Below are 21,819 nucleotides of genomic sequence, written 5' to 3'. Positions count from 1 at the left end.
GTCCGGCCCGTCATAACGGCCGTTCATGACCGCCGCTTATAACTGCTGCTATCACCGCTCCGATCACCGCTATTGCAAGATCGGCGCCAAGACCATACCAAAGCGGCCGAATTCGGCGCCTCGCGTCGGGTTGCCACAATCTTCGCAAACCCAGTTCATGCGGGCGAGATGCGCCGAATCCTGCTTTCTGCGGCCAAGATCCTGATTTCCGCGGCGCTGCTCTACCTGGCGCTGCGCAAGGTCGATCTGTCCGAACTGTTTTCGCGTTTCACCGTGACCAGCCTGTTCTGGATCGGCCTCGCGATCGCCGTCACGTTCCTGCAAATCTTCGTCGGCGTGCTGCGCTGGCGGCAGGTCAGCGCCGAATGCGGCGCGCCGCTCGAACTCGCCCGTGCCATGCGCTACAACGTGATCGGCACCTTCTTCAACCAGACCCTGCCCTCCGCGATCGGCGGCGATGCAGTCCGGCTGTGGCTGGTCGCGCGCGCCGGCGCCGGCTGGCGCGCGGCGACATACTCGATCTTCGTCGACCGTGCGATCGGCCTGATCGCACTTGCGATCGTCATCGTCGCGAGCCTGCCCTGGAGCTACGCCCTCATCGCCGATCCGCACGGGCGCTCGGCGCTGCTGCTGGTCGATCTCGCCGCGCTCGCAGGCGGCCTCGGCTTCCTGGTGTTCGGCGCGCTGAAATGGCGCTGGCTGAAGACGTGGTGGGCCACCCATCACCTCCACGCCTGCGCCGTGATCGCGAACCGGGTGATCTTCAGCCGCGCGCGCGGACCGGCCGTCGTGATCCTGTCGCTCACCGTGCATGTGCTCACCGTCGTCAGCGCCTGGTGCGTCGTGCAATCGATCGCCGCGCCGGTCAGCTTCGGCAACGTCTTCCTTCTCATACCGCCCGTGATGCTGATCACGATGATGCCGATCTCGATCGCCGGCTGGGGCGTGCGCGAGGCCACGATGGGGCTGGCCTTCGGCTTTGCGGGGCTTGCGACCAATGAGGGCGTCAACGTCTCGCTGCTGTTCGGCGCGGTCTCCTTCATCGTCGGCGCAGTCGGCGGCCTCGTCTGGATCCTGAGCGCGGAGAAAGCCGCGCAGGGGTCGGCGCCGCTTGGAGCGCCGGAGTGAGCCCGCCTGCTGACGCGCTCGCCTCGCTGCTGGCTGTTGCGATCGCCGCGCTGATATCGGCTCTCGTCACCTGGACCAGCCGCCCCCTGCTCCAGCGTTACGCGCTGGCGCGGCCAAATGCGCGCTCCTCGCATCGCATCCCGACCCCGCAGGGCGCGGGCATCGCGGTGATCGGCGCGACGCTTCTCGTCGCCTCAGTGTGGGCTGCCCGGGCGAACGTCGCGATCCCGCCGGCGCTGGTCGTCGCAACGATCGTGATCGCACTGGTCGGATTCGCCGATGACATCGTGTCGCTGCCGGTGACCGTGCGGCTCGTGCTGCAGGCAGCCTGCGTCGGCGCCATCGTGTTCACCGCACCCGAGACGGCGCGGATCGTGCCGGCGCTGCCGCTTGCACTGGAGCGCGGACTCATCCTGCTCGCCGGCGTGTGGTTCGTGAACCTCGTCAACTTCATGGACGGGCTCGACCTGATGACGGTGGCCGAAGTCGTGCCGGTCACCGCGGCGCTGCTGCTGCTCGGATGGCTGGGCGACCTGTCCTGGCCGGCCGCGCTCGTCGCCACCACGCTGTGCGGCGCCATACTCGGCTTTGTGCCCTTCAACAAGCCGGTCGCAAAAGTGTTCCTAGGGGATGTCGGCAGCCTGCCGATCGGCCTCCTGCTCGGCTGGTGCCTGCTCGAACTCGCCTGGCAAGGGCAAGCGGCGGCAGCACTGCTGCTGCCGGCCTATTACCTCGCCGATTCCACCATCACGCTGTTTCGCCGCATCGCGCGCCGGGAGCAGTTCTGGTCGGCGCACCGCTCGCATTTCTATCAGCGTGCGACCGACAACGGGTTCACCGTTCGGCGGGTGATCGGCGAGGTGTTCGCGCTCAACCTCATGCTCGCAGTGCTTGCCATCGTCACCGTTCGCGTCGGCTCGATGACGGTCACGCTGCCCGCGCTGCTCGCCGGCGCGATCGCGGTCGGCTTCGTGCTGCGGCGCTTCTCCCGCCCTCAAGTCTCCTGAGCCGACAGCGCAAGCAGCAAGCCCTCGTCGAGCGAGACCTCCGGCTGCCAGCCGGTTGCGATCGCCTTGGAGATGTTGAGCTCGAGCGAGCCGATCAGGCTGTCATGCGTATCCTGGCGTCCCATCACGTTGAGGAGCATACCGAGCAGGTCCGGCGGCACGCGGAACAGCCGCGGGGCCTTGCCGGCGGCCTGCCCCAGGCGCTCGATGAATTCGGGCGTCGAGACCTGTTCCCTGTCGGCCACCAGGAAGATCTCGAAATTGCTGGCGGGGTCGGGATGGGCGAGCCGGCGCAGGATGAACGACGACAGGTTCTGCACGGCAAGGAAGGCGCGGTGATTGCAGATCGCGGCAAAGGGTAGCGGCAGGCCCAGGGTGACCGCACGCGTCAGCAGCGCGAAATTGCCCTTGGCGCCGGCTCCGTAGACCAGCGGCGGCCTGATCACCGAGATCTTCATGGCGCCTTCGCGCGCGAGCGTCCGGAGGCCCGCCTCGGCGGCGGCCTTGGACATGCCGTAGAGCCCGCGCGGCGTCAGGATGTCGTTCTCGCTGAAGGGCGCGCGTCCCTCGTTGCTGCGGCCGTGCACGAGCACGGTGCTGACGAAGATGAACTGGCGCACGCCGGCCGTGGCCGCCGCGCGCGCCAAATGCAGCGTGCCGGCGATGTTGACGTTGCGGTAGAGCTGGACGGCGTGCTCCTCGTGCTTGTGATGCACGCGCGCGGCGAGATGGACGACGGCGTCGACGCCGTCGAGCGCCGCCTGCCAGTTGGTCTCGGGACCGATCGTCTCGATCACGACCTCGTCCTCGACGCCTTCAGGGCTGCGCACCGCGCGGCGCACCGACCAGCCCGCGCGTGCGAGCGCGGGCACGACATGACGGCCGACGAAGCCGCTCGCTCCCGTCACCAGCACGACCGGTTTGCTCTCGCTCATCGCGGCTCCGAAAGGTCCGGGTTGCGCAACAATTCGTCGACCAGCGCGGCATAGGCGTTCATCGCGGTGGCACGATCGAACCTCGCCGCCGCCTTCACCGCGCGCTCCGCCATGACACCGTCGTCGGAACGGGACGCCGCACGGATTGCGTCCGCGAGCTGATCGGCGCGGCCCGGCGTCACCACCCAGCCGAGCCCGTTCTCCACCACCGTCAACGCTGCCTCGGCCTCCGGCTCCGAGACCAGCGCCACGGGACGGCCGACCGCCAGCAGATTGTAGAACCGGCTCGGCACCGACACCCCTGCAACGTCCTTGCGGTATGGAATGATCCAGAGATTGGCCGACGCCAGGAACGCCTCGAGCTCGGCGTCTTCGACCCGGGCCACGAAGGACACATTGGGCAGGTTTGCTTCCGCCTGCAACTGCGTCAGCCGCGCGAAGCCGATGCCCCAGCCGGACAGCAGGAAATGGATGTCAGGCTCACCCTTGAGCAGGCGCGCCGCCTCGAACACGATCTCGGGATCGTGGGTGAAGCCGAGATTGCCGGACAGGCCGACGACGAAACGGGCGGAGAGCTTTTTGCGGAACGGATTGTCCGGCGACAGCGGACGCGGCCCGGGCACCAGCGTCGCCCAGTTCGGGATGAAGCGGATCTTGTTCCGTCGCATGCCGGAATAGCTCAGCAGCGGCCGCTCGGCATCGCGGCCGATGGTGATGACGGCGTTGAGCGCACGGAACATCAGGCTGTTGACGGCGCGCATCGTCCGCGTCACGAGCGAGCCCGGCTTCAGCAGGCCTGCCATCACCAGCACGTCGGGAAAGAGGTCGTGCATGATCAGCGCGGAGCGCGCGCCCTTGAGCCTTGCGGCGGCGACAACGGCATAAGGCAGCATGAACGGCGCGGTGACCGTGAGCACGACATCACCGCGCCGCAGCTCCCGCATCAGTGCGAGGAACGTGCGCGATGCGAACAGCAGTTCGGACAGGCCGCGCCGCACCAGCGCCGCCTTGCCCGCCATCCGGTTCTTGACCGCAACAACGCGCGGCTTGCCGGGGCCGGTCTGCGCGACCGGCAGCGCGCCTGGCGAGCCCGACAGCACAACGACCTCGTGATCCCCAGCGATGCGGCAGGCGATCTCCGCCATGATCGCCGCGGTTGTGCTCGGATCCGGCGGATAATGCTGGCTCGCGACGACGATCTTGCCAGCGATCTTGTCTTGGGGCTGCATGGTCAGGCCGCGGTCGACCCGAATTCCGGGACCGCATCCTTCAGGATGGTCCTGATCGTGGCGCGATCGTCGCGGGCGATCGCCTGCTCCAGCGCTGCGATCCATTTGCGCAGCGTCTGCATCGGCGGCTCGTTCGGCTGCGCCGCCATGATGCCGGCCACGCCGATCTCGCGGGTCGGCTCCTCCGAGGCGAACAGGATCTCGTTCAGCCGCTCACCTGGCCGCATGCCGGTGAACACGATCTCGATGTCGTAGCCGGGCTGCAGGCCGGAGAGGCGGATCATGCGCTCGGCGAGATCGACAATCTTCACCGGCTGGCCCATGTTGAGGACATAGACCGACACGTCCGGGCGCGCCGTTCCGAGCGCATGCGTCGCCGCCGTGACGACGAGGTCGCAGGCCTCGCGGATGGTCATGAAGTAGCGGACCATGTCGGGATGCGTCACCGTCACCGGACCGCCGGCCTCGATCTGGGCCTTGAATTTCGGCACCACCGAGCCGTTCGAGGCCAGCACGTTGCCGAACCGGACCGAGATCAGCCGCATCGGCGGCTTGGCACTGCTGCTGCCTGCGGCGAGATCATGGTCGAGCGCCTGGCAGTACATCTCGGCGAAGCGCTTGGTGAGGCCGAGCATCGACACCGGCTCGATCGCCTTGTCGGTCGAGATCATCACCATGGCCTCGGCGCCGGCATTGTGCGCGGCATCGGCAACGTTGATCGAGCCGAAGATGTTGGTCTTGACGCCCTCGCTCCAGTCGCGCTCGAGGATCGGCACGTGCTTGAGGGCTGCGGCGTGGAACACGATGTCAGGCTTGAATTCGGCCATCAGGCGCATGATGCGCTCGCGGTCGCGGATGTCGGCGATCCGTCCTTCGATCGCGGCGGCCGTGCCGTGCGCGGCGAGCGCCTCCGTGACCGCGTAGAGCGCCGGCTCGGAATTTTCCACGATCAACAGACGCGCGGCGCCGAAGGCGACGACGCGCTCGCAGATCTCGGAACCGATCGAGCCGCCGCCGCCGGTGACGATCACCGCCTTGCCCCTGATCAGGGCTTCGAGGCGCGCATAGTCGATCTTCTCGCTCGGCCGCAGCAGCAGGTCCTCGACCGCGACCGCCGTCAGACGCGGCGTATCGCCGCTCTCCAGCGAGGGCATGCGGTTGACGATCACGCCCAGCTTGCGCGCCCGCATCAGGATCGATTCCGGATGCGCCTCCGGCTCGAACGCCGAGGGCGTCATCACGAGGCGCGCGATCGGCTTGTTGCGCTTGGCGAAGTCGGCGATGACGTCCTCGACGTCGTCGATGCCGCCGAGCACCGGCACGTTGCGGATCAGCTGGCCGCGATCCGAGCTCGACGGCGACAGCACGCCGACCGGCCAGATCCGCTTGATCGCTCCGCTCTCGATCCCGCGCAGCAGCACCTCGGCATCGGCGGCGCGGCCGATCAGCAGCGTCGGCGCCGCATCGTCGGTGCGGGCATGACGCCGCACCCGCGTATAGCGGAAGTAGCGGTAGGCCATGCGCAGCGCGCTGAGGAACGAGATCTCGAGGAACCAGTAGAGGACGATCGTCACCTTGCCGAGGAAAAAGGCGCCGCGGACGTTGGGTGCGACGAAGATGTAGTCCAGCACCAGCAGGGCAACCGTCAGGACGCTCGCGACGCGGATGATGTTCATCGCGTCCGGCAGCGAGATGAAGCGCCATTTCGTCGTCGTCAGGTTGAAGACGAAGAACACGACCACGCTGAAGGCGAGGAAGTAGGGCAGGATCTGGAACAGCAGCGGCAGGCGGTCGTAGAAGCCTTCGCCGCCCTCGAAACGCAGATAGAAGGCGACGAACAGCGCCGCCGTGGTCGCCAGCAGGTCGTGGAGCGCGATCAGGAAATTGCGCAAGGTGAGATGCGAAAGACGCGTCATCCGCCGACCGATGAATATCCCATTGGGGGTGCAACCTGACCGCGCTGATAGCCCATCTTTACAGGACTTGCCAGCCGCGCGGCCGTTCAGGAACCGGCTTCCCCCATCTTCGCCTCGGCCTGTTGTGCCCGGATCACCATGCCGCCGGCGACGCCGACGCCGATGACGTACATCCAGCCCTCGTGGAAATCGAACAGATGGGAGTTGAACAGCGAGGTGAAGACGTTCTGCACCACGACCAGCAGGCCGACCCAGTTGGCGAGGCTGTCGCCTCGAAACAAGCGCAGATGCAGGATCCAGATCGTGTAGAGAACGGCGATGCCGATGACGCCCCATTGCACGGCGACGTTCAGCGTCTGGTTATGCGGGTTGCCGATCACCTCGGCGGAGGCCTGGTACTGACCAGCGGGTGTGGCGACGCGCTCGAACAATCCGCGCGTCGAGCCCGTCCCATGCCCCTTGATCGGTGCCTCCGCGAAGAAGCCGAGCGACTTCCGCCAGAATTCGAGCCGCAGGCCCGCCGAGGTCGGCTCGCCCTTCTCGACATAGCGCGTGTAGTCGCTGGCAAAGGTGTCGGCGGTCTTGCGCAATTGCGGCGAGGCCTGCCAGGCGATGGCTGCGCCGGCGATCAGAGCGGCGAAGATGATCGCGATGTTGCGCCAGCTCAGATGAAGCAGCGCGAACACGCCGAGCATGATCGGAACCGTGACGAGCGCGGTGCGCGACACCACCACGAACGCCATGTTGACGAAGAAGCTGAGCGCCAACGCGGTGAGCAGCCCGGCGAGCCAATAGCGCTTCTCGCGCAGCAGCATCACGACGGGATAGGCGAGCGCGACCGCGCACAGCGCGAATTCCTGGCTCTGGTCGATGTAGTTCTTGACGAAGATGCCGCGCTCCGGCGGATCGTTCTTGAGCGCGAGGTTCGGGTACACGGCGACCAGCCAGGACATCACCGACAGCAGCGCGCAGGACACCAGGAAGGCGACGAAGATCCAGCGTCCGCGCGGCGAACGCTCGAAATGGTAGAGCAGGACCGGCAGCACCAGCAGCTTGACGGTCGGATTGACGGCATAGAAGCGCGCGCCCCAGGCCGCGTCCGACCACAGCGTGCCGACCAGCGCGAGCAGGACCAGCGCGATCGGCGCAGCGCAGATCGGACGCTTCAGCGATTGCAGGAACGCGCGGACGTCGAGGAATGGCACCATGCAGAGGAGCGTCAGGGCGTTGAAGATCCCCGCCAGCGACGTCGACCAGGGCAGCGAGGCCGCGGTCAGGATGGCGAACCAGTCGACCGTCTCGTTCCAGGCTGCCGGGCTGCGCAAGCGGCGCGACAGCATCTGGCCGGCCGTCTCCCGGGCCAGCGTCGTCGCCTGACCTGTCACTTGAGCAGTCACTTGGCCCCTCCCCGCGCGCGATGCACCAGGGCCGTCGTGCTGAACCCCTGGAGGATGTCGACCAGCACGACCACCCCGCCCGCGGCCTCGACCACCTCGTGGCCGACCACCTGCTCGCGGGTGTAATCGCCGCCCTTCACTAGTGCGCTAGGCTTGATCCGGGTGATCAGCTCGATCGGCGTGTCCTCCTCGAAGATGACGACGAGATCGACGGCTTCGAGCGCGGCGAGCACTTCGGCGCGCGCACGCTCGTCCTGGACGGGGCGATCGGCGCCCTTCAGCCGCCGCACCGAGGCGTCGCTGTTGAGGCCCACGATCAGGCGATCGCAGGCGGCGCGCGCCGCGGTCAGCACCTTGACGTGGCCGGGATGCAGGATGTCGAAGCAGCCGTTGGTGAAGCCGACGCGGAGGTCCTGGCGCTTCCATTCGGCGAGCTGCGCATCGAGCGTTTCAGGTTCGAGCACAATCTTCTCCTCGGCCGCCAGATAAGCGTGCGGCAGGATCTTGCGCCGCAACTCGGCCGCGCTGACGCTGGCGGTGCCCTGCTTGCCGACCGCGACGGCAGCGGCGGCATTGGCCACGCGCAGCGCCGTGTCCCAGTCCGCGCCCGCCGCGAGCGAGACCGCCAGCGCAGCGGCGACGGTGTCACCGGCGCCGGAGACGTCGCGCACCTTCACCGGGACGGCCGGAACGTGAACCGCCTCGCCGGTGCGCGGCACCAGCGTCATGCCGTGCTCGCCCTGCGTGACCAGGATCGCCTCGCAATCGGCAAGCCGCATCACGTCCTCGCTGGCATCGACGATGCTCTGCGGGGTGTCGGCGCGGCTGCGGGTGGCTTCCGCGAATTCCTTGCGATTGGGCGTGAGCAGCGTCGCGCCGCGATAGATCGCCCAGTTCAGGCTCTTGGGATCGACGATGACGGACTTGCCGAGCTTTCGCGCGGCATCGATGGTGTGGCGGATCACGCGCGCGGTCAGCACGCCCTTGGCGTAGTCGGACAGCAGCACGATGTCGGCGCGCGCGATCTGCGGCAGGATCGCCTCGATCAGCTCGGTCTCGACGGCGTCGGAGGCCGCGATCGCCTGCTCCCAGTCCGCGCGCAGCATGTGCGTGGAAAAATGCTCGGAGACGAAGCGGACTTTTCGCGTGGTCGGTCGCGACGGATCGCACACCAGCACGCTCTCGATGCCGGCATGTTCGGCCAGCGCCGATGCGAGCCGCTTGCCCGCATCGTCCTCGCCGACGAGGCCGACGAAGATGCAGCGCGCGCCGAGCGAAGCGATATTGCGTGCGACATTGCCGGCGCCGCCGATATGGATCTCGCTGCGCTGGGCGGCGATGACCGGCGTCGGTGCTTCCGGCGAGATCCGCGACACCTCGCCATAGACGAACTCGTCCAGCATGATGTCGCCGATGCAGAGCACCGTGCGGCTTGCGATCGTTTGCGCGAGGGCGTCGAAATCGAGAATGGGCGTCGCCATGATCAAAAAGCCTCAGCGGAATCGGTCGGGCCGGTCGAGATAGTCCCCGACATAGGCTTTCACCGCGTCCTCGAGCGTCGTGAAGCCGCCGTTATAGCCGGCGCGGCCGAGGCGATCGACCTCGCTCTGGGTGAAGTACTGGTAAGCGCCACGGATGTTCTCGGGCATGTCGATGTATTCGATGTTGGGCCCGGTGCCGAGCGCGGCATAAGCCGCCAGCATCAGGTCCTTGAAGCTGCGCGCCTTGCCGGTGCCGACGTTGAAGAGCCCGGAGACGGCGGGCGTCGCCAGCAGCCACATGATGACGCGCACGACGTCGTCGACATAGATGAAGTCGCGGCGCTGGTCGCCGTCGGCGATGCCCTCGCGATGCGACTTGAACAGCTGCACGACGCGGCCCGCTTTGACGTCGTCGAAGCGGCGCGCCAGCACGCTCATCATCGAGCCCTTGTGGTATTCGTTCGGGCCGAACACGTTGAAGAATTTCAAGCCCACGCATTGCGGCGGCAGCGGATCGCCGTTCGCTACGCGCCCGGCGACCGCGAGATCGAACATGTGCTTGCTCCAGCCGTAGAGATTCATCGGCCGCAGCTTTTTCAGTGCCGGCAGCGAGGCGTCGTCGCCAAAGCCGGCCTCGCCGTCGCCATAGGTCGCTGCCGAGGAGGCATAGATGAACGGCACGGCGCCCGCCGTGCACCAGTCCAGCAGGCGCATCGACATCCGGAAATTGGTCTCGAACACGTGGTCGCCGTCGGTCGCGGTGGTGGCGGAGATCGCCCCGAGATGGATCACGGCGTCGAGCTTACGGCCCTTCAGCCAGTCGGGTAGCTCGCCCGGCGGGACGATATCCACAAGCTGGCGCTTGGCGAGGTTGCGCCACTTGCCGTCGTTGCCGAGCAGGTCGCACACCACGACGTCGCTGCGGCCGGCGTCATTCAGCGCGGCCACGACATTCGATCCGATAAAACCGGCCCCGCCGGTCACCAGCAACATTCCACCTACCTGCCCGATTTTCTTAAGACCCGATCCTGCCGTAGCGCATCATCCGCCAAAGTGTAAGCATTTTGGGCAGGCGCTTTTGGACTCGTGCTCTCCCTGCTTTACGTTCCCGCCTGGAGCGGCTAACCGAACCGCCACATCAGCCTGCCTTCGGCCCTATTAACAAATGAACCAAGATTCGCAACTTAGTGGATATGCAGATCGGGACGACACGCGCCCGATCCTGATCATTCCCTACATGTGGATCGGCGATTTCGTCCGGAATCACACCGTGGTGCGGGTCCTGAAGGAGCGCTGGCCGAACCGGCCGGTCGATCTGCTGACCACGTCCCTGTGCGCCCCGCTTGTGGATTACATGCCCGGCGTCCGCCAGGGCATTATCTGGGACCTGCCCCGCAGCCGCCTCGCCGTAGGCCGCCAGTTCGGCCTGGCCAAGCTCCTGCGCGAGCGGAACTATGGCACAGCCCTGGTGCTGCCTCGGACCTGGAAAGCGGCCATCGCGCCGGCGCTGGCCGGTATCCCCGAACGGGTCGGCTTTGTCGGCGAGTTCCGGTTCGGACTGCTCAACCGCTGGCGCTGGGGCGAGAAGAAGCTGCCCCGCTTCATCGACAAGAACGCAGCGCTGGCCCAGCCCGACGGCGGCCCCCTGCCCCCGGAATGGCCGGCACCGCAACTGCGCGTTCCCGCCGAGGAGATCGTGCGCTGGCGGCAGGCCAACGGCCTCAGCGCCGGCGCCGCAGTCGCGCTGGCCCCCGGCTCGGTCGGCGTCTCCAAGCGCTGGACCTATTATCCGGAGGCCGCCCGCCTGCTGGTCGAGCGTGGCCTCGAGGTCTGGGTGGTCGGCGGCCCCGCCGAAAAGAGCCTCGCCCAGGAGATCGTGGCGGCCGGCGGCCCTGGGACCGCAGGCGGCCCTGGGGTGCGGGACCTTACCGGCAACGATTTGCGCAACGGCGTGCTGGCCATGGCCGCCGCCGGCGTCGCCATCTCCAACGATTCCGGCCTGATGCACATCGCAGCCGCGCTCAGCACGCCCACCATGGGCATCTTCGGCCCGACCAGCCCCTATCTCTGGGCCCCCCTCAACGGCCTTGCGGCCACCGTGGTCCAGGACAAGAGCGTGCTCTCCTGCCAGCCCTGCCAGAGCACGATCTGCAAGATGAACGACCACCGCTGCATGCGGGACATTGCGGCGGCGGAGGTGGTGGGGATTGCGGAGCGGGTGCTGGGTGAAGCGGGGGCGCACAAGCGCCAAAGTTAAACCCTTAAATTCGCCGGGCGGGCGGCTCGCCAAAGTCCGCTATGCACCGATTGCGACCAAATTCTAAAACGTCGACCAATGACGCGATGAGCCAGAAGGCGACATTCCTCCAAATTCTGGCTAGCGGCTATCCATCACCGGATCAGGCCAAGGATAGTCTCTTACGATTGACGCGGAAATTGTCGTGCGGATGGATTGGTCGATTTCAATGATGCGATCGATCGGTGCTGAACTGCCCTTGTAGTGAGGAAAGAGTCTATAGCTCACGCAGACATCGTGCGTCACTTCATAGGCGATGTCGCATGGAAAGCGTGTGCCGGAGCAGTTCACCACGAACGCCCGGTTGGTTGGGGTCTCGTAGACTCCGGGTCTGGCTGTGTACGTTGCGCCCCATTCCTCTTGAGGAATAGTTGAATCATTCGGCCTGACACGGCAGACTGACATGCCGTTTGGCAGCTCTTCCCGAATAGCCGACTGTCGGCAAGTCGATCCGGCAATTCCCAACTGTGATGCCTCGCCCATCCAAATCGTGTCTGCCTTTTGCCCGCTTCTATCGATGCTATGCAGCGTCAACAATTGAAGCGCTGAGGCGAACGAGACAAGCTGTCCACCCTTTGCAAGAATTGCCGGCGTAAAGAGCGCATAGCTGCCCGATTGTAGCGGGTTGCCAAAACACCCTTTCGGCTCTTCGGGGTTAGGCGGCCTCAGCACCCGACGAGACTCATGCGGTAAAAGTGGATCGTAGACGACGGCCTGCTGCTCGGCATATTCCATCGGGAATACGTATCGACCAAGAGAGACGTAGATTTTGTCGCGCTCGCCCTCCTTGCACAGTTTCGGATCAAAAGTGAGCCTCTCGGCTGTGGCCGGAACTGATTGAGAAAACGCTGCCGATCCGCCGATCAGAACAAACGCAATCACACGACTCGCAATGCAAGGGCCGGCCATCAGCGTACAACCTTCCGCTTCAATAGTGGCAGCATCGGCCAGGCAGGAGAGAGCCTCGAGCGTCCCGATAAAGAGCAATCACTTCGTGCGCGTGCGAAATTCCCGCTGATAGCAGACACGTAAACGGGCGTTTTTGGGATCCTGGCAGAGCGTGGACGAGTACGGGTTTGTATCCTCGGCTGGATAGTGCCCGAGCATCACGTTCAGCGACTGCACCATCTCCTGCTGCCCCTCGGCGCTATAGGCGATCCGCTCGAACATATCGGGCAGCAGCGGCTTCAGGGCCTGATAGGTGTCTGACGACAGCTTGTCGGTCTCGATCGATGCGGCAAAGGCATGCTGCTTCAGCGCCAACCGGATCAACTCGATATCGTCCTGATTGAGTTGTCCGTTCTTGAGCCTTGCACTGAGGAAACTTGCGACGAGTTTCGACTGCGTCGTTGGAATCAATCCAGCTCCGTAGTCCTGTCTCAGGATAGCATTCACTGTCGCCCGGTCATTCTCCGATGTGGGCGCGGAAGATAGGCGGGCCGGCTTGGATCCCGGCACCACCGGGAAGCCATAACGGCGATTGATCATCTCGAACGGATCCGCGCGGCTGTTTGCAAAAGGTTCGGTCGCCGCGGCGAGGCACAGATTGGGAATTTCACCTCCGCCACATCGTCTCGTCGTGAAATAGAACGGAACGCGCGCATTGCTCGCGTGCAGCGCCGTCCTGATCTCGGCCGGGACGAGGTTGCTGTCATGCTGCTCGGCAATCGTGACGGTGATCGGGTCGGATTCAATGTTGGCGAACGCGATATTCAGATCCGGACGAAACTGGCCATCATCGCCCTGTACATCGAGGGGTTTGGACAATGACACGACGACATCGGCTTCGCGCTGATCGACGGTGTCTTCGATCAAGCAGCGGCCGCCGACAACCTCATGAACGAATTCAGCCGCGATGAGGCTCAGCGTCTCGGGACAGCTCTCGCGATGTTCGAGGTGAAATCTCCTCCAGCGCGGCAGCCATGTGACTTCGACCATTCGCTGCATCGAGCCGTCAAGCCCTCTCTTTTGGGTCTCGGTGCTGACCATCCGGGCGCCACGCGCGTTATGGTCTCGGATGATGACGTGGTCGATATGCCCCTTGAACAGCAACTGCTGGCAAAGATCCGCGCAGGGCGGCGGAGGGGTCGGATCGTGGCTTTCGGGTTGCCGCCAATTCGTCCAGTAATTGTCACGCTCGGGATACGGAAGCTCAAAGGATCGCGGCTGGAATGACGATGGCACTGGACCCGTGACATCTGTCGCGAGCAGCTTCTCGAGCTGGTTTTGGCTGCGGTAATGCGGCAGCAGCGCAGCCGCCGCGAGCGCGACCGCCGCAACCGTGGCGCCAAGCAAATTGCTTCCAAGGAACCGCGCCAGCAGATATCCGGGGAGTGCAGCGAGAGAGTAATAAAGCAACGTCGGAGCCGCGATCAGTATCTGCCCCGGGAGGATGAACAGCAACAGGCCGAGCGTGATCGCCCCTGGGATGAGCGCGATCAGTGTCTGTCCAATCAGGGCAAGGAAGTAGATGACGACGAAGGGTGGCACCAAGGGCAGCGCATTGAAGCGATCGGAAGGAGACATGCGGTCTGGCATTTGGCTTCGCTCACGCAACGGCCTCCGTCTTCGCGGCCGCTGCGCGCAATTAGGTAGCATCCACCGATGTCGTCAACTTCCAATGCGCCCGATGCCCAATTTTGCGTGAAACTGCGCAATTGTTCGCATGCGCGTAGCTGAATTGTAACGTTGACCATATCGCGGGTGCCGGCTCGACCGTGTCAACGGCGACGAGCTCGAAGTCACTTTCCTGCGTCAGAACGCCAAAAGAACCAGCGCGGCGAGACGCCGGCTTGATTAAATGGTGAGCGGTCCATTCGCCACAGCGCGCGGACTGCGGGCCCGCAACTACGGGTAATCGGGCATTTTGGGACGATACCTGTCTAGCACTGTTTTGCCCGACAGGTCAAATCGACTTCGTAAAATCCGCAAGAGACAACACCTGCCGCCAAGCCATTGATTCTGTTATCCTCGGCTACTGTGCATGGGGTTGTTTTGCGAGTTTTTTGTCTCGGTGGCCAAAACGGAAGTTCAGAGCAGCGGCCGATAGACCTCGCCGATCCGCGCAGCTTCGGCATCGAGGCTGAATCTTTCGAGCACCCGCGCCCGTCCGCGCTCGCCCATCACTGTCGCAGCGGCCACGTCGCGCATCAGCGGCTCGACCGCCGCGGCGAGCGCGTCGGCATCGCCGGTCGGAACCAGCACGCCGCTCACACCATCCTCGACCACGAGCTCGGCAGCTCCAGCGCGCGCGGCAACGAGGGCGCTGCCGGCCGCCATCGCCTCGATCAGCGTCAAACCAAAACCTTCATTGCGTGAGGTGAAGGCGTAAATCGTCAGCCGCTGATACCAGCGCTGCACCGCTTCGATCGGCAGCTCGCCGGTGATGACGATGCGCGATTGCAGGCCGGCGGCCTCGATGCGTTTCTTCAGGTCGTTGGCGAAAGGCGTCTGCTCGGCCGTGACCTGACCGACGATGACGGCGATGAAATCCGGATAGCGCGGCAGCAGGCGGCACATCGCATCCACGAACACGTCAGTCCCCTTCTGCGCCCGCACGCGGCCGAAGCAGCCGATGGCGTAGCGGCCCGGCAGCGCGGCTTCCGCGAAGGCCGCAGCGCGATCGATCGGCGGCGCGTAGACGTCGGTGTCGACGCCATGCGGGATCACGGTCGCCTCCACCTTCAGGAACGAGGCCGAGATGTCGCTCGTCGCGATGATCGCGTCCATGCGCCGGATCAGCCAGCGCGTGATCCAGCTGTGGTGCCGCTGCGCCGCCGAGGTGAACACCAGCTTGAGCGGCCAGCCGAGCGCGCGCAGCAGCACGCCCGCGATCATCTCGTTGTTGCGGCGCGCGTGCCAGATCAGCGGCGCCTTGCGGCGCCAAAACCGCAGGAAATCAGCGCCGCTCAGCCGCGCGATCCCCGCCGGCGCGTCCGAGCCGAACCAGGCGGCGCGATACAGCTTCGCCAGCCGCGGCGCCACCATCCGGTTGGTCGCAGTGACCCCGGAATAGCGCCTGTGCAGATTTGGCACGATCACCTCGAGATCGCCCTGGGAATTCGCCACGTCATGCTCCGTTTGACAGGCCCCCTATACGCAACATTAAGCATAGTGACCAGTTCAGCTCTGCCGATACCCCCTCTTCACCACGCAGACGCTAGCATCCCGCGTTGATCGAAGACGGGTGAGATCATGACTGTGCTAGTCACCGGCGGCGCCGGTTATATCGGAAGTCATACGGTCCTGGCGCTGGCGGAAGCCGGCGAGGACGTCGTCGTGATCGACGATCTCTCCACCGGCTTCTCGGCGTACTTGCCGGAAGGCGTGCCGCTGTTCATTGGGGACGCCGGCGACGAGAACCTGCTCGAGGGCGTGATCGCCCAGCACAACATCGAGAGCATTATCCATTTCGCGGGCTCGGTGGTCGTGCCGGATTCGATGCGCGATCCGCTCGGCTATTACCGCAACAATTTCGTCACCGCGCGCAACCTGCTCAGCGTCGCCGTCAAGCGCGGCATCAATCGCTTCATCTTCTCCTCGACCGCGGCGGTCTACGGCAATCCCGACCAGGTGCCGGTGCCCGAGCACGCGCCGACGCGGCCGCTGTCGCCTTACGGCTCGTCGAAGCTGATGACCGAGATCATGCTGCACGACGTCGCCGCCGCCTACGGCATGCAGTACGTGACCCTACGCTATTTCAACGTGGCCGGCGCCGATCCGCAGGCGCGCATTGGGCTCGCCACCGTCGGCGCCACGCATCTGCTCAAGATCGCGGTGGAGGCCGCAACCGGCCAGCGCGCCAAGATCGACGTGTTCGGCACCGACTATCCGACCCAGGACGGCAGCTGCATCCGCGACTTCATCCACGTCACGGACCTGTCGCAGGCCCATCGCTCGGCGCTCGCTTACCTGCGCGATGGCGGCGCCTCGACCACGCTGAATTGCGGCTATGGCCGCGGCTATTCGGTGCTGGAGACCATCGACGCCGTGCGCCGGGTTTCGGGCCGCAGCTTCGCCGTCCAGTACGCCCCGCGCCGGCCCGGCGACATCATGACCATGGTCGCCGACACCAGCCGCATCCGCGGCCTGCTTGACTGGAAGCCGCAATATGACGACCTCGAGACCATCGCAGCCCATGCGCTGGCCTGGGAGGACAAGCTGTTCCGCGAGCGCCATGGCGAACTCCGCCAGGCCGTCTCGGCCTAGATTCCGTCCGGACGCAAGCCCTTAATTGGGCTTGAAAAACCCCGCTTGAGCGGGCACAGAGGCCATTCGATCCCTGACGCGCGGGCAGGCTTTGTCCTGCGCCGTCAATGGACTACGGATGGCCCAGTTTCCAAAGAAAATCACCGACGATCCCTATGCGGCAGCGGTCCTGATTCGCCGCCTGGTCACGGAACAGGGCGTCGTCTACTGGCGGCGCTACCTCGTCGCCTTCGCGCTGATGGCGCTTGCCGCGGGATCGACCGCGGGCGCGACCTATGTGCTCGGCCAGGTCATCAACCAGGCCTATGTCGACAAGAACATCCCGGGCATCGCGATGTTCTCGGGGATCACGGTGATCCTGCTCTTCATCAAGGGCGTGGCGACCTACGGCCACATGGTGATCCTGACCAAGATCAGCAACGCGATCCTTGCCACCAACCAGCGCCAGCTGTTCGCAAAGCTGATGCGCGAAAGCGTCGGCTTCTTCTCCGAGCGGCATTCGTCCGAGTTCCTGGCGCGGCTGACGGCCGGCGCCAAGTCGATCACCGACGTGCTCAACATGCTGGTCAACGCAATCGGCCGCGACTTGCTCATGCTGCTCGCCATGATCGGCGTGATGGTGTGGCAGGACCCGCTGATGTCGTTCATCGGCCTCGTCGCGGTGCCGCCGGCGATGCTGGTGCTGCGTAAGCTGGTCAAGCGCATCAAGGGCCTCGCCTTCAACCAGTTCACCGGCACCGCCGACATCATGGAGACGATGCAGGAATCGCTGCAGGGCATCCGCACCGTCAAGGCGTTCACGCTCGAAGACACCATGCAGAAGCGCATCGACGAGAACATCGCGATCGTCGAGCGCAACGCCAACAAGATGGCCCGCGTCGCCAACCGTTCCAACCCGCTGATGGAGATGCTCGGCGGCTTCGCCGTTGCCGGCTGCCTGATGTACGGCGGCTATGCCGTGGTCGCGCTCAACGCCACGCCCGGCGCGTTCTTCTCCTTCATGACCGCGTTCCTGATGGCGACCGAGCCGGCCAAGCGGCTGGCACGGCTCAACATCGACCTCAACAGCCAGCTCGTCGGCGCGCGCATGCTGCTCGAGATCATCGACAGCCCCGCCAGCGAGCAGTCCGACGACGACAAGCCGGCGCTGAAGCTCTCCGACGCGCGGATCGAGCTGCGCGACGTCAGCTTCTCCTATCGCGCCAATGAGACCATCCTCAATCGCATGAGCTTCACGGCCGAGCCCGGCAAGGTCACCGCGCTGGTCGGCCCCTCCGGCGGCGGCAAGTCGACCGTGCTGGCGCTGCTGTTGCGCTTCTACGAGGTGACGCAGGGCGACATCGTGATCGACGGCCAGCCGATCTCTTCGGTCTCGCGCAAATCACTGCGCGCCCAGACCGCCTATGTCGGCCAGGACGTCTATCTGTTCCGCGACACCATCCGCAACAACATCGCCTTCGGCAAGCCGGGCGCGAGCCAGGACGAGATCGTCGAGGCCGCGAAGGCGGCCTGCGCGCATGATTTCATCATGGGCTTCCCGCTCGGCTACGACACGCCGGTCGGCGAGCACGGCACGCAGCTCTCCGGCGGCCAGCGCCAGCGCATTGCGGTGGCGCGCGCGCTGCTCAAGAACGCGCCGATCATCCTGCTCGACGAAGCCACCGCCGCGCTCGATTCCGAATCCGAGCGGCAGGTGCAGGAGGCGATCGAGCATCTCTGCCAGAGCCGCACCACCATCGTGATCGCGCATCGCCTGCACACCATCATGCACGCAGACGCGATCCTGGTGGTCGAAGGCGGCGAGATCGTCGAGCAGGGCCGCCACGACGAGCTGCTGCGCCGCGGCGGGCGCTACGCCTCGTTCTTCCGCCTGCAGCATCGCGACGCCGGCGCTCTGGCGCCGATCAGCGCAACCGCATAGAGTTCCTTACCACCCCCACCAAGAGCAGCGAGACCGCTCCATGAACGCCGCCTCCTACGTCATCCCGCTTCCGCCCCAGGCTTCGCTTCCCGTCGTCGGGGAGAGCGGCCGTTATCCGGTGCGCCGCATCTGGTGCGTCGGCCGCAACTATCTCGAGCACATCCGCGAGATGGGCAATGACGAGCGCGCCCCGCCGTTCTTCTTCGCCAAGCACGCCGACATGCTGGTGCCCGATGGCGCCACCATTCCCTATCCGCCGCTGACCAAGGATCTTCATCACGAGGTCGAGCTGATCGTCGCGCTCAAGAGCGGCGGCCTCAACATCCCCGCGGAGAAGGCGCTCGACCACGTCTACGGCTACGCCGTCGGCATCGACCTCACCCGCCGCGACCTCCAGATCGCCTCGCGCAAGAAGGAGCGTCCGTGGGAGATCGGCAAGTCGTTCGACGGCTCCGCGCCCGCCTCCGCGGTGCAGCCGGCCTCCAAGATCGGTCATCCCACCAAGGGCAAGATCTGGCTGACGGTGAACGGCAAGGAAGCCCAGACCGGCGATCTCGAGCAGATGATCTGGAACGTGCCGGAGACGATCTGGCAGCTCTCCCAGCAGGTGAAGCTCGCCGCCGGGGACATCATCATGACGGGCACGCCGGCCGGCGTGTCGCAGCTCCAGCCCGGCGACAAGCTCGAATGCGGCGTCGACGGCGTCGGCACGCTGAAGGTGAGCATCGGCCAGCCGGAATAGGTGGCGGCACATCTCGAATTCAAAAGGCCCCGGACGTATCCGGGGCCTTTTCTATTCGGACCGCATCTACCAGGCCTTCACCGGCCGGTTGGCGTGGCTTGCTTGCGGCACACCGCGATTGAGCGACATGTGCGAATGCACGCACAGCCAGCCGTCAGCGTTTTTGCAGAACACCATCGTCGCTCGGCCCGGCCGCGGAAATGCGCTGCCGTCGGGATGATAGCCCGTGCTCGTCCACGGCGCGATCACGGTCGCCATCGTGCCGTCGGCAGACGCCAGAACGGAGGTCTGATCGAGGACGAAACGGAAGTCGGCCGTCTTCGGCCAGACGTTGTCCCATTGCGTTGTGACCCATTGATCGAGGCCGGGAATGACATCGTTGTGCGTGCCGAAGGCAAGCACGTCGGGATGGAACAGCGGCCGCGCCGAGGCGTAGTCGACCTCGCGGACATAGCCCGCGAAGGTGTCCAGCCACTGGCGGAAGAACTGCACGGTTTCGGTGTTCGCGGTCGGCAAGGGCGCCATTGCCTGCTCCATGTTCGTCTGCTCAATCACGGCAAACTTTGTTGCCATGAGCCGAACCATCCAGCAAGACTTGGACCCCGAGACCACCCGATCGCGATTAGGCAAGGTCACAGCCGGGCCTGATGCTTCGACATCGGCCCGCTCGATTTGATGGAGCCAGATTCATGAGACGCCTTCTGCTTGCGGCCTCACTCGTCCTCACCTGCAGTGCAGCCAGTGCGCAGTCCAGCCAACCCTATGCCGGCCTCGAACAGCGCCCCATCAAGGCGCTGTCACAACAGCAGGTGGACGATCTTCGCGCCGGGCGCGGTATGGGCTTGGCTCTTGCCGCCGAACTCAATGGATATCCCGGCCCAAGTCACGTTCTCGAACTGGGTGATCGCCTCGACTTGACCCCAGATCAACGCGTCCAGGTTCAGCGTCTGTTCGATGCCATGAAGCAAGAGACTGTTCCGCTGGGTAACAAGCTCGTCGAACAAGAGAGAGCCCTGGAAGACCTATTCTCTTCCCGCGTCGTGACATCGGAGTCGCTCAAGGCGAGCATTGCAGCGATTTCCGAAACTCAGGGCCGGCTCCGCGAGAGCCACCTCAAATATCATCTGTCGACCGCTGCCTTTCTCGATCAGAGCCAGATGCAGCGATATGCAGAGCTACGGGGCTACCAGAATCCTGACCGCGCCTCAGGGCACAAGCATCATCACTAGACCATGCCGACCGCGTGTTTCACCGTCATCGGCGATCAGGCGATCGCGGTAGGGCGGACAAGTCGCCAGTCCGCCCTACGCACCTCGGCTTACCGCAACGCCGACAGCACGATCAGGCCGAGGATCAGCGCCGTCAGCGAGTACTTCAGCGTGTAATAGACGTTGCGGTTCCACTCCTTGACCTTGCGGCTGCCGAGATGGATCTCGTAGAGCTTGCCGAACACCTTGTTGAGCACGCCGACATTCTCGCCGTCGACGTTCTGGGTCGCCGACGCCTTGACGATGTGATGGCTGACCCAGCGGTTGATCGCGGTCATGAAGCCATACTTCATCGGACGCTCGACGTCGCAGAACAGGATGATACGGTTGACGTCGGTCGCGTTCTCGGCGCTGTGGATGAAGGTCTCGTCGAACATGAAGGCTTCACCGTCGCGCCAGACGCATTCGACACCGTCGACGAGGATCCGGCACTTGTTCGAGTTCGGCGTGACGAGGCCGAGGTGATAGCGCAGCGAGCCGGCAAAGGGATCGCGGTGCGCCCCTAACTTGCCACCCGGCGGCAGCATCGCGAACATCGCACCATGCACGCTCGGGATCGACTTGAGCAGTTCCACCGTCTTCGGGCACAGCGTGTTCGCCGACGGCAGGAAGTCGTCGTACCATTTCAGGTAAAAGCGCTTCCAGCCGCTCTTGAAGAATGAGTAGAAGCCCCAGTCGTTGTTCTTGGCAGCGGCGCGGATGAAGCCCTCGTCGAACAGGCGCACTGCCTCGTCGCGGATGGTCTCCCAGTTCTCGCTGAGCGGCTTGAGCTCCGGAAACTGCTCGACCGAGATCACCGGCCTGTTCGGCACCGCCGAGCCGGCGTACATCAGCACGTTGTAGGGCGCGAGATAGGTCGAGTGGTCGCCAAGCTGGCGCGCGAAGCGCAGCCGCTGCTTGCCGCGGAAGTGAACGTAGATCGTCGAGGCCGCAAGCACATACAAAATGACGAGTTGCGGCGCAAAAAGCTGTTTCAACATTTCCCCAAGTTCCCCAGTGACCCAGCCGGGGACGTCATCTACTCCGCCCCGGACCCAGCAGCAAGATATTCACCGGTGGGTTGCAATCACGTCGGAGAGAGCAAGGGGTTGGAGCTTGGGGGCCGAACCGGCCGAAACGAGCCGAATCAGGCCCGCGACAGTGCCTGCAGGCCCTTGAAGGTCAGGCGCTTGGGGTCGGTGACGCCGGCGAGATAGAGCCGGCGGATGAACGCAATCACGGCGTCGCGATCGCAATCGGTCAGCGCGACGACGGCGTCGACCGCGATCTTCTGGGCTTCCATTGGGCTCAC

At 65.0% G+C, this 21,819-nt stretch carries 19 protein-coding genes; 7 read left to right on the top strand and 12 right to left on the bottom strand.

Annotation, left to right across the window (positions count from 1 at the left end; translation table 11 throughout):
• Positions 1-168 precede the first annotated feature (168 nt).
• Together JQ635_RS04490 and JQ635_RS04485 are read left to right on the top strand one after the other, a co-directional pair.
• Entirely contained in the window at positions 169-1,128 is a 960-nt protein-coding gene (locus JQ635_RS04490) for a lysylphosphatidylglycerol synthase transmembrane domain-containing protein (RefSeq protein WP_211408664.1), read from the top strand.
• Entirely contained in the window at positions 1,125-2,135 is a 1,011-nt protein-coding gene (locus JQ635_RS04485) for a glycosyl transferase (protein ID WP_211408663.1), read from the top strand. The genes JQ635_RS04490 and JQ635_RS04485 overlap by 4 nt, the downstream gene beginning before the upstream one ends.
• Here the strand turns inward: JQ635_RS04485 and JQ635_RS04480 are convergent.
• The 6 genes from JQ635_RS04480 to rfaD form a co-directional block, all read right to left on the bottom strand.
• A complete protein-coding gene (locus JQ635_RS04480; protein ID WP_211408662.1) occupies positions 2,123-3,070 on the bottom strand; it encodes an NAD-dependent epimerase/dehydratase family protein in 948 nt (315 codons plus the stop codon). The two genes, JQ635_RS04485 and JQ635_RS04480, sit on opposite strands and share 13 nt — an antisense overlap.
• The gene (locus JQ635_RS04475; RefSeq protein ID WP_211408661.1) at positions 3,067-4,299 is read right to left on the bottom strand and encodes a glycosyltransferase family 4 protein; all 1,233 of its coding nucleotides are present in this window, start codon (positions 4,297-4,299) and stop codon (positions 3,067-3,069) included. Before JQ635_RS04475 ends, JQ635_RS04480 begins: the two co-directional genes overlap by 4 nt.
• Positions 4,300-4,301: 2 nt before the next feature.
• The gene (locus JQ635_RS04470) at positions 4,302-6,215 is read right to left on the bottom strand and encodes a nucleoside-diphosphate sugar epimerase/dehydratase (RefSeq protein WP_211408660.1); all 1,914 of its coding nucleotides are present in this window, start codon (positions 6,213-6,215) and stop codon (positions 4,302-4,304) included.
• A gap of 86 nt (positions 6,216-6,301) precedes the next feature.
• Positions 6,302-7,555, bottom strand: coding sequence for an O-antigen ligase family protein (locus JQ635_RS04465; protein ID WP_211408956.1), 1,254 nt, complete (start codon positions 7,553-7,555; stop codon positions 6,302-6,304).
• Between the two features lie 53 nt (positions 7,556-7,608).
• Positions 7,609-9,093, bottom strand: a complete 1,485-nt coding sequence (gene rfaE1 / locus JQ635_RS04460; protein WP_211408659.1) for a D-glycero-beta-D-manno-heptose-7-phosphate kinase — start codon at positions 9,091-9,093, stop codon at positions 7,609-7,611.
• 12 nt (positions 9,094-9,105) lie between these two features.
• On the bottom strand, positions 9,106-10,086 hold the full coding sequence (gene rfaD / locus JQ635_RS04455) for an ADP-glyceromanno-heptose 6-epimerase (protein ID WP_211408658.1): 981 nt from the start codon (positions 10,084-10,086) through the stop codon (positions 9,106-9,108).
• 172 nt (positions 10,087-10,258) lie between these two features.
• Between rfaD and waaF the strand changes: the two genes are divergently transcribed.
• Positions 10,259-11,350 (top strand): lipopolysaccharide heptosyltransferase II, encoded by a 1,092-nt coding sequence (waaF, locus tag JQ635_RS04450; protein WP_211408657.1) that lies wholly within the window; start codon positions 10,259-10,261, stop codon positions 11,348-11,350.
• Between the two features lie 120 nt (positions 11,351-11,470).
• Here waaF and JQ635_RS04445 read toward each other — a convergent pair whose 3' ends face one another.
• The 3 genes from JQ635_RS04445 to JQ635_RS04435 form a co-directional block, all read right to left on the bottom strand.
• On the bottom strand, positions 11,471-12,376 hold the full coding sequence (locus tag JQ635_RS04445; protein ID WP_211408656.1) for a hypothetical protein: 906 nt from the start codon (positions 12,374-12,376) through the stop codon (positions 11,471-11,473).
• Positions 12,377-13,927 (bottom strand): hypothetical protein, encoded by a 1,551-nt coding sequence (locus tag JQ635_RS04440; RefSeq protein WP_211408655.1) that lies wholly within the window; start codon positions 13,925-13,927, stop codon positions 12,377-12,379.
• A gap of 492 nt (positions 13,928-14,419) precedes the next feature.
• Positions 14,420-15,457, bottom strand: coding sequence for a glycosyltransferase family 4 protein (locus tag JQ635_RS04435; RefSeq protein ID WP_211408654.1), 1,038 nt, complete (start codon positions 15,455-15,457; stop codon positions 14,420-14,422).
• 126 nt (positions 15,458-15,583) lie between these two features.
• Between JQ635_RS04435 and galE the strand changes: the two genes are divergently transcribed.
• The 3 genes from galE (at position 15,584) to JQ635_RS04420 (ending at position 19,260) form a co-directional block, all read left to right on the top strand.
• On the top strand, positions 15,584-16,597 hold the full coding sequence (galE, locus tag JQ635_RS04430; RefSeq protein WP_211408653.1) for a UDP-glucose 4-epimerase GalE: 1,014 nt from the start codon (positions 15,584-15,586) through the stop codon (positions 16,595-16,597).
• A 118-nt stretch (positions 16,598-16,715) separates the two neighbouring features.
• Positions 16,716-18,518, top strand: a complete 1,803-nt coding sequence (locus JQ635_RS04425; RefSeq protein ID WP_211408652.1) for an ABC transporter ATP-binding protein — start codon at positions 16,716-16,718, stop codon at positions 18,516-18,518.
• A gap of 40 nt (positions 18,519-18,558) precedes the next feature.
• A complete protein-coding gene (locus JQ635_RS04420; RefSeq protein WP_211408651.1) occupies positions 18,559-19,260 on the top strand; it encodes a fumarylacetoacetate hydrolase family protein in 702 nt (233 codons plus the stop codon).
• Between the two features lie 66 nt (positions 19,261-19,326).
• On the opposite strand, the gene JQ635_RS04415 is transcribed toward JQ635_RS04420, so the two are convergent.
• Positions 19,327-19,785: a YybH family protein gene (locus JQ635_RS04415; RefSeq protein ID WP_211408955.1), complete on the bottom strand. Its 459-nt coding sequence runs from the start codon at positions 19,783-19,785 to the stop codon at positions 19,327-19,329.
• A gap of 164 nt (positions 19,786-19,949) precedes the next feature.
• Between JQ635_RS04415 and JQ635_RS04410 the strand changes: the two genes are divergently transcribed.
• Positions 19,950-20,489 carry a Spy/CpxP family protein refolding chaperone gene (locus tag JQ635_RS04410; protein WP_211408650.1) on the top strand — a complete coding sequence of 180 codons (540 nt, stop codon included), beginning with the start codon at positions 19,950-19,952 and terminating at the stop codon, positions 20,487-20,489.
• An 89-nt stretch (positions 20,490-20,578) separates the two neighbouring features.
• Here JQ635_RS04410 and JQ635_RS04405 read toward each other — a convergent pair whose 3' ends face one another.
• Both JQ635_RS04405 and JQ635_RS04400 read right to left on the bottom strand, forming a co-directional pair.
• Positions 20,579-21,508: an aspartyl/asparaginyl beta-hydroxylase domain-containing protein gene (locus JQ635_RS04405; RefSeq protein ID WP_211408649.1), complete on the bottom strand. Its 930-nt coding sequence runs from the start codon at positions 21,506-21,508 to the stop codon at positions 20,579-20,581.
• Positions 21,509-21,654: 146 nt separating this feature from the next.
• Positions 21,655-21,810, bottom strand: coding sequence for a hypothetical protein (locus tag JQ635_RS04400; RefSeq protein ID WP_014493894.1), 156 nt, complete (start codon positions 21,808-21,810; stop codon positions 21,655-21,657).
• Between the last annotated feature and the right edge of the window lie 9 nt (positions 21,811-21,819).

Source organism: Bradyrhizobium iriomotense (assembly GCF_018130765.1).
GTDB classification, from domain to species: Bacteria; Pseudomonadota; Alphaproteobacteria; order Rhizobiales; family Xanthobacteraceae; genus Bradyrhizobium; species Bradyrhizobium iriomotense_A.
This window is presented reverse-complemented; position numbering and strand designations above follow the sequence as displayed.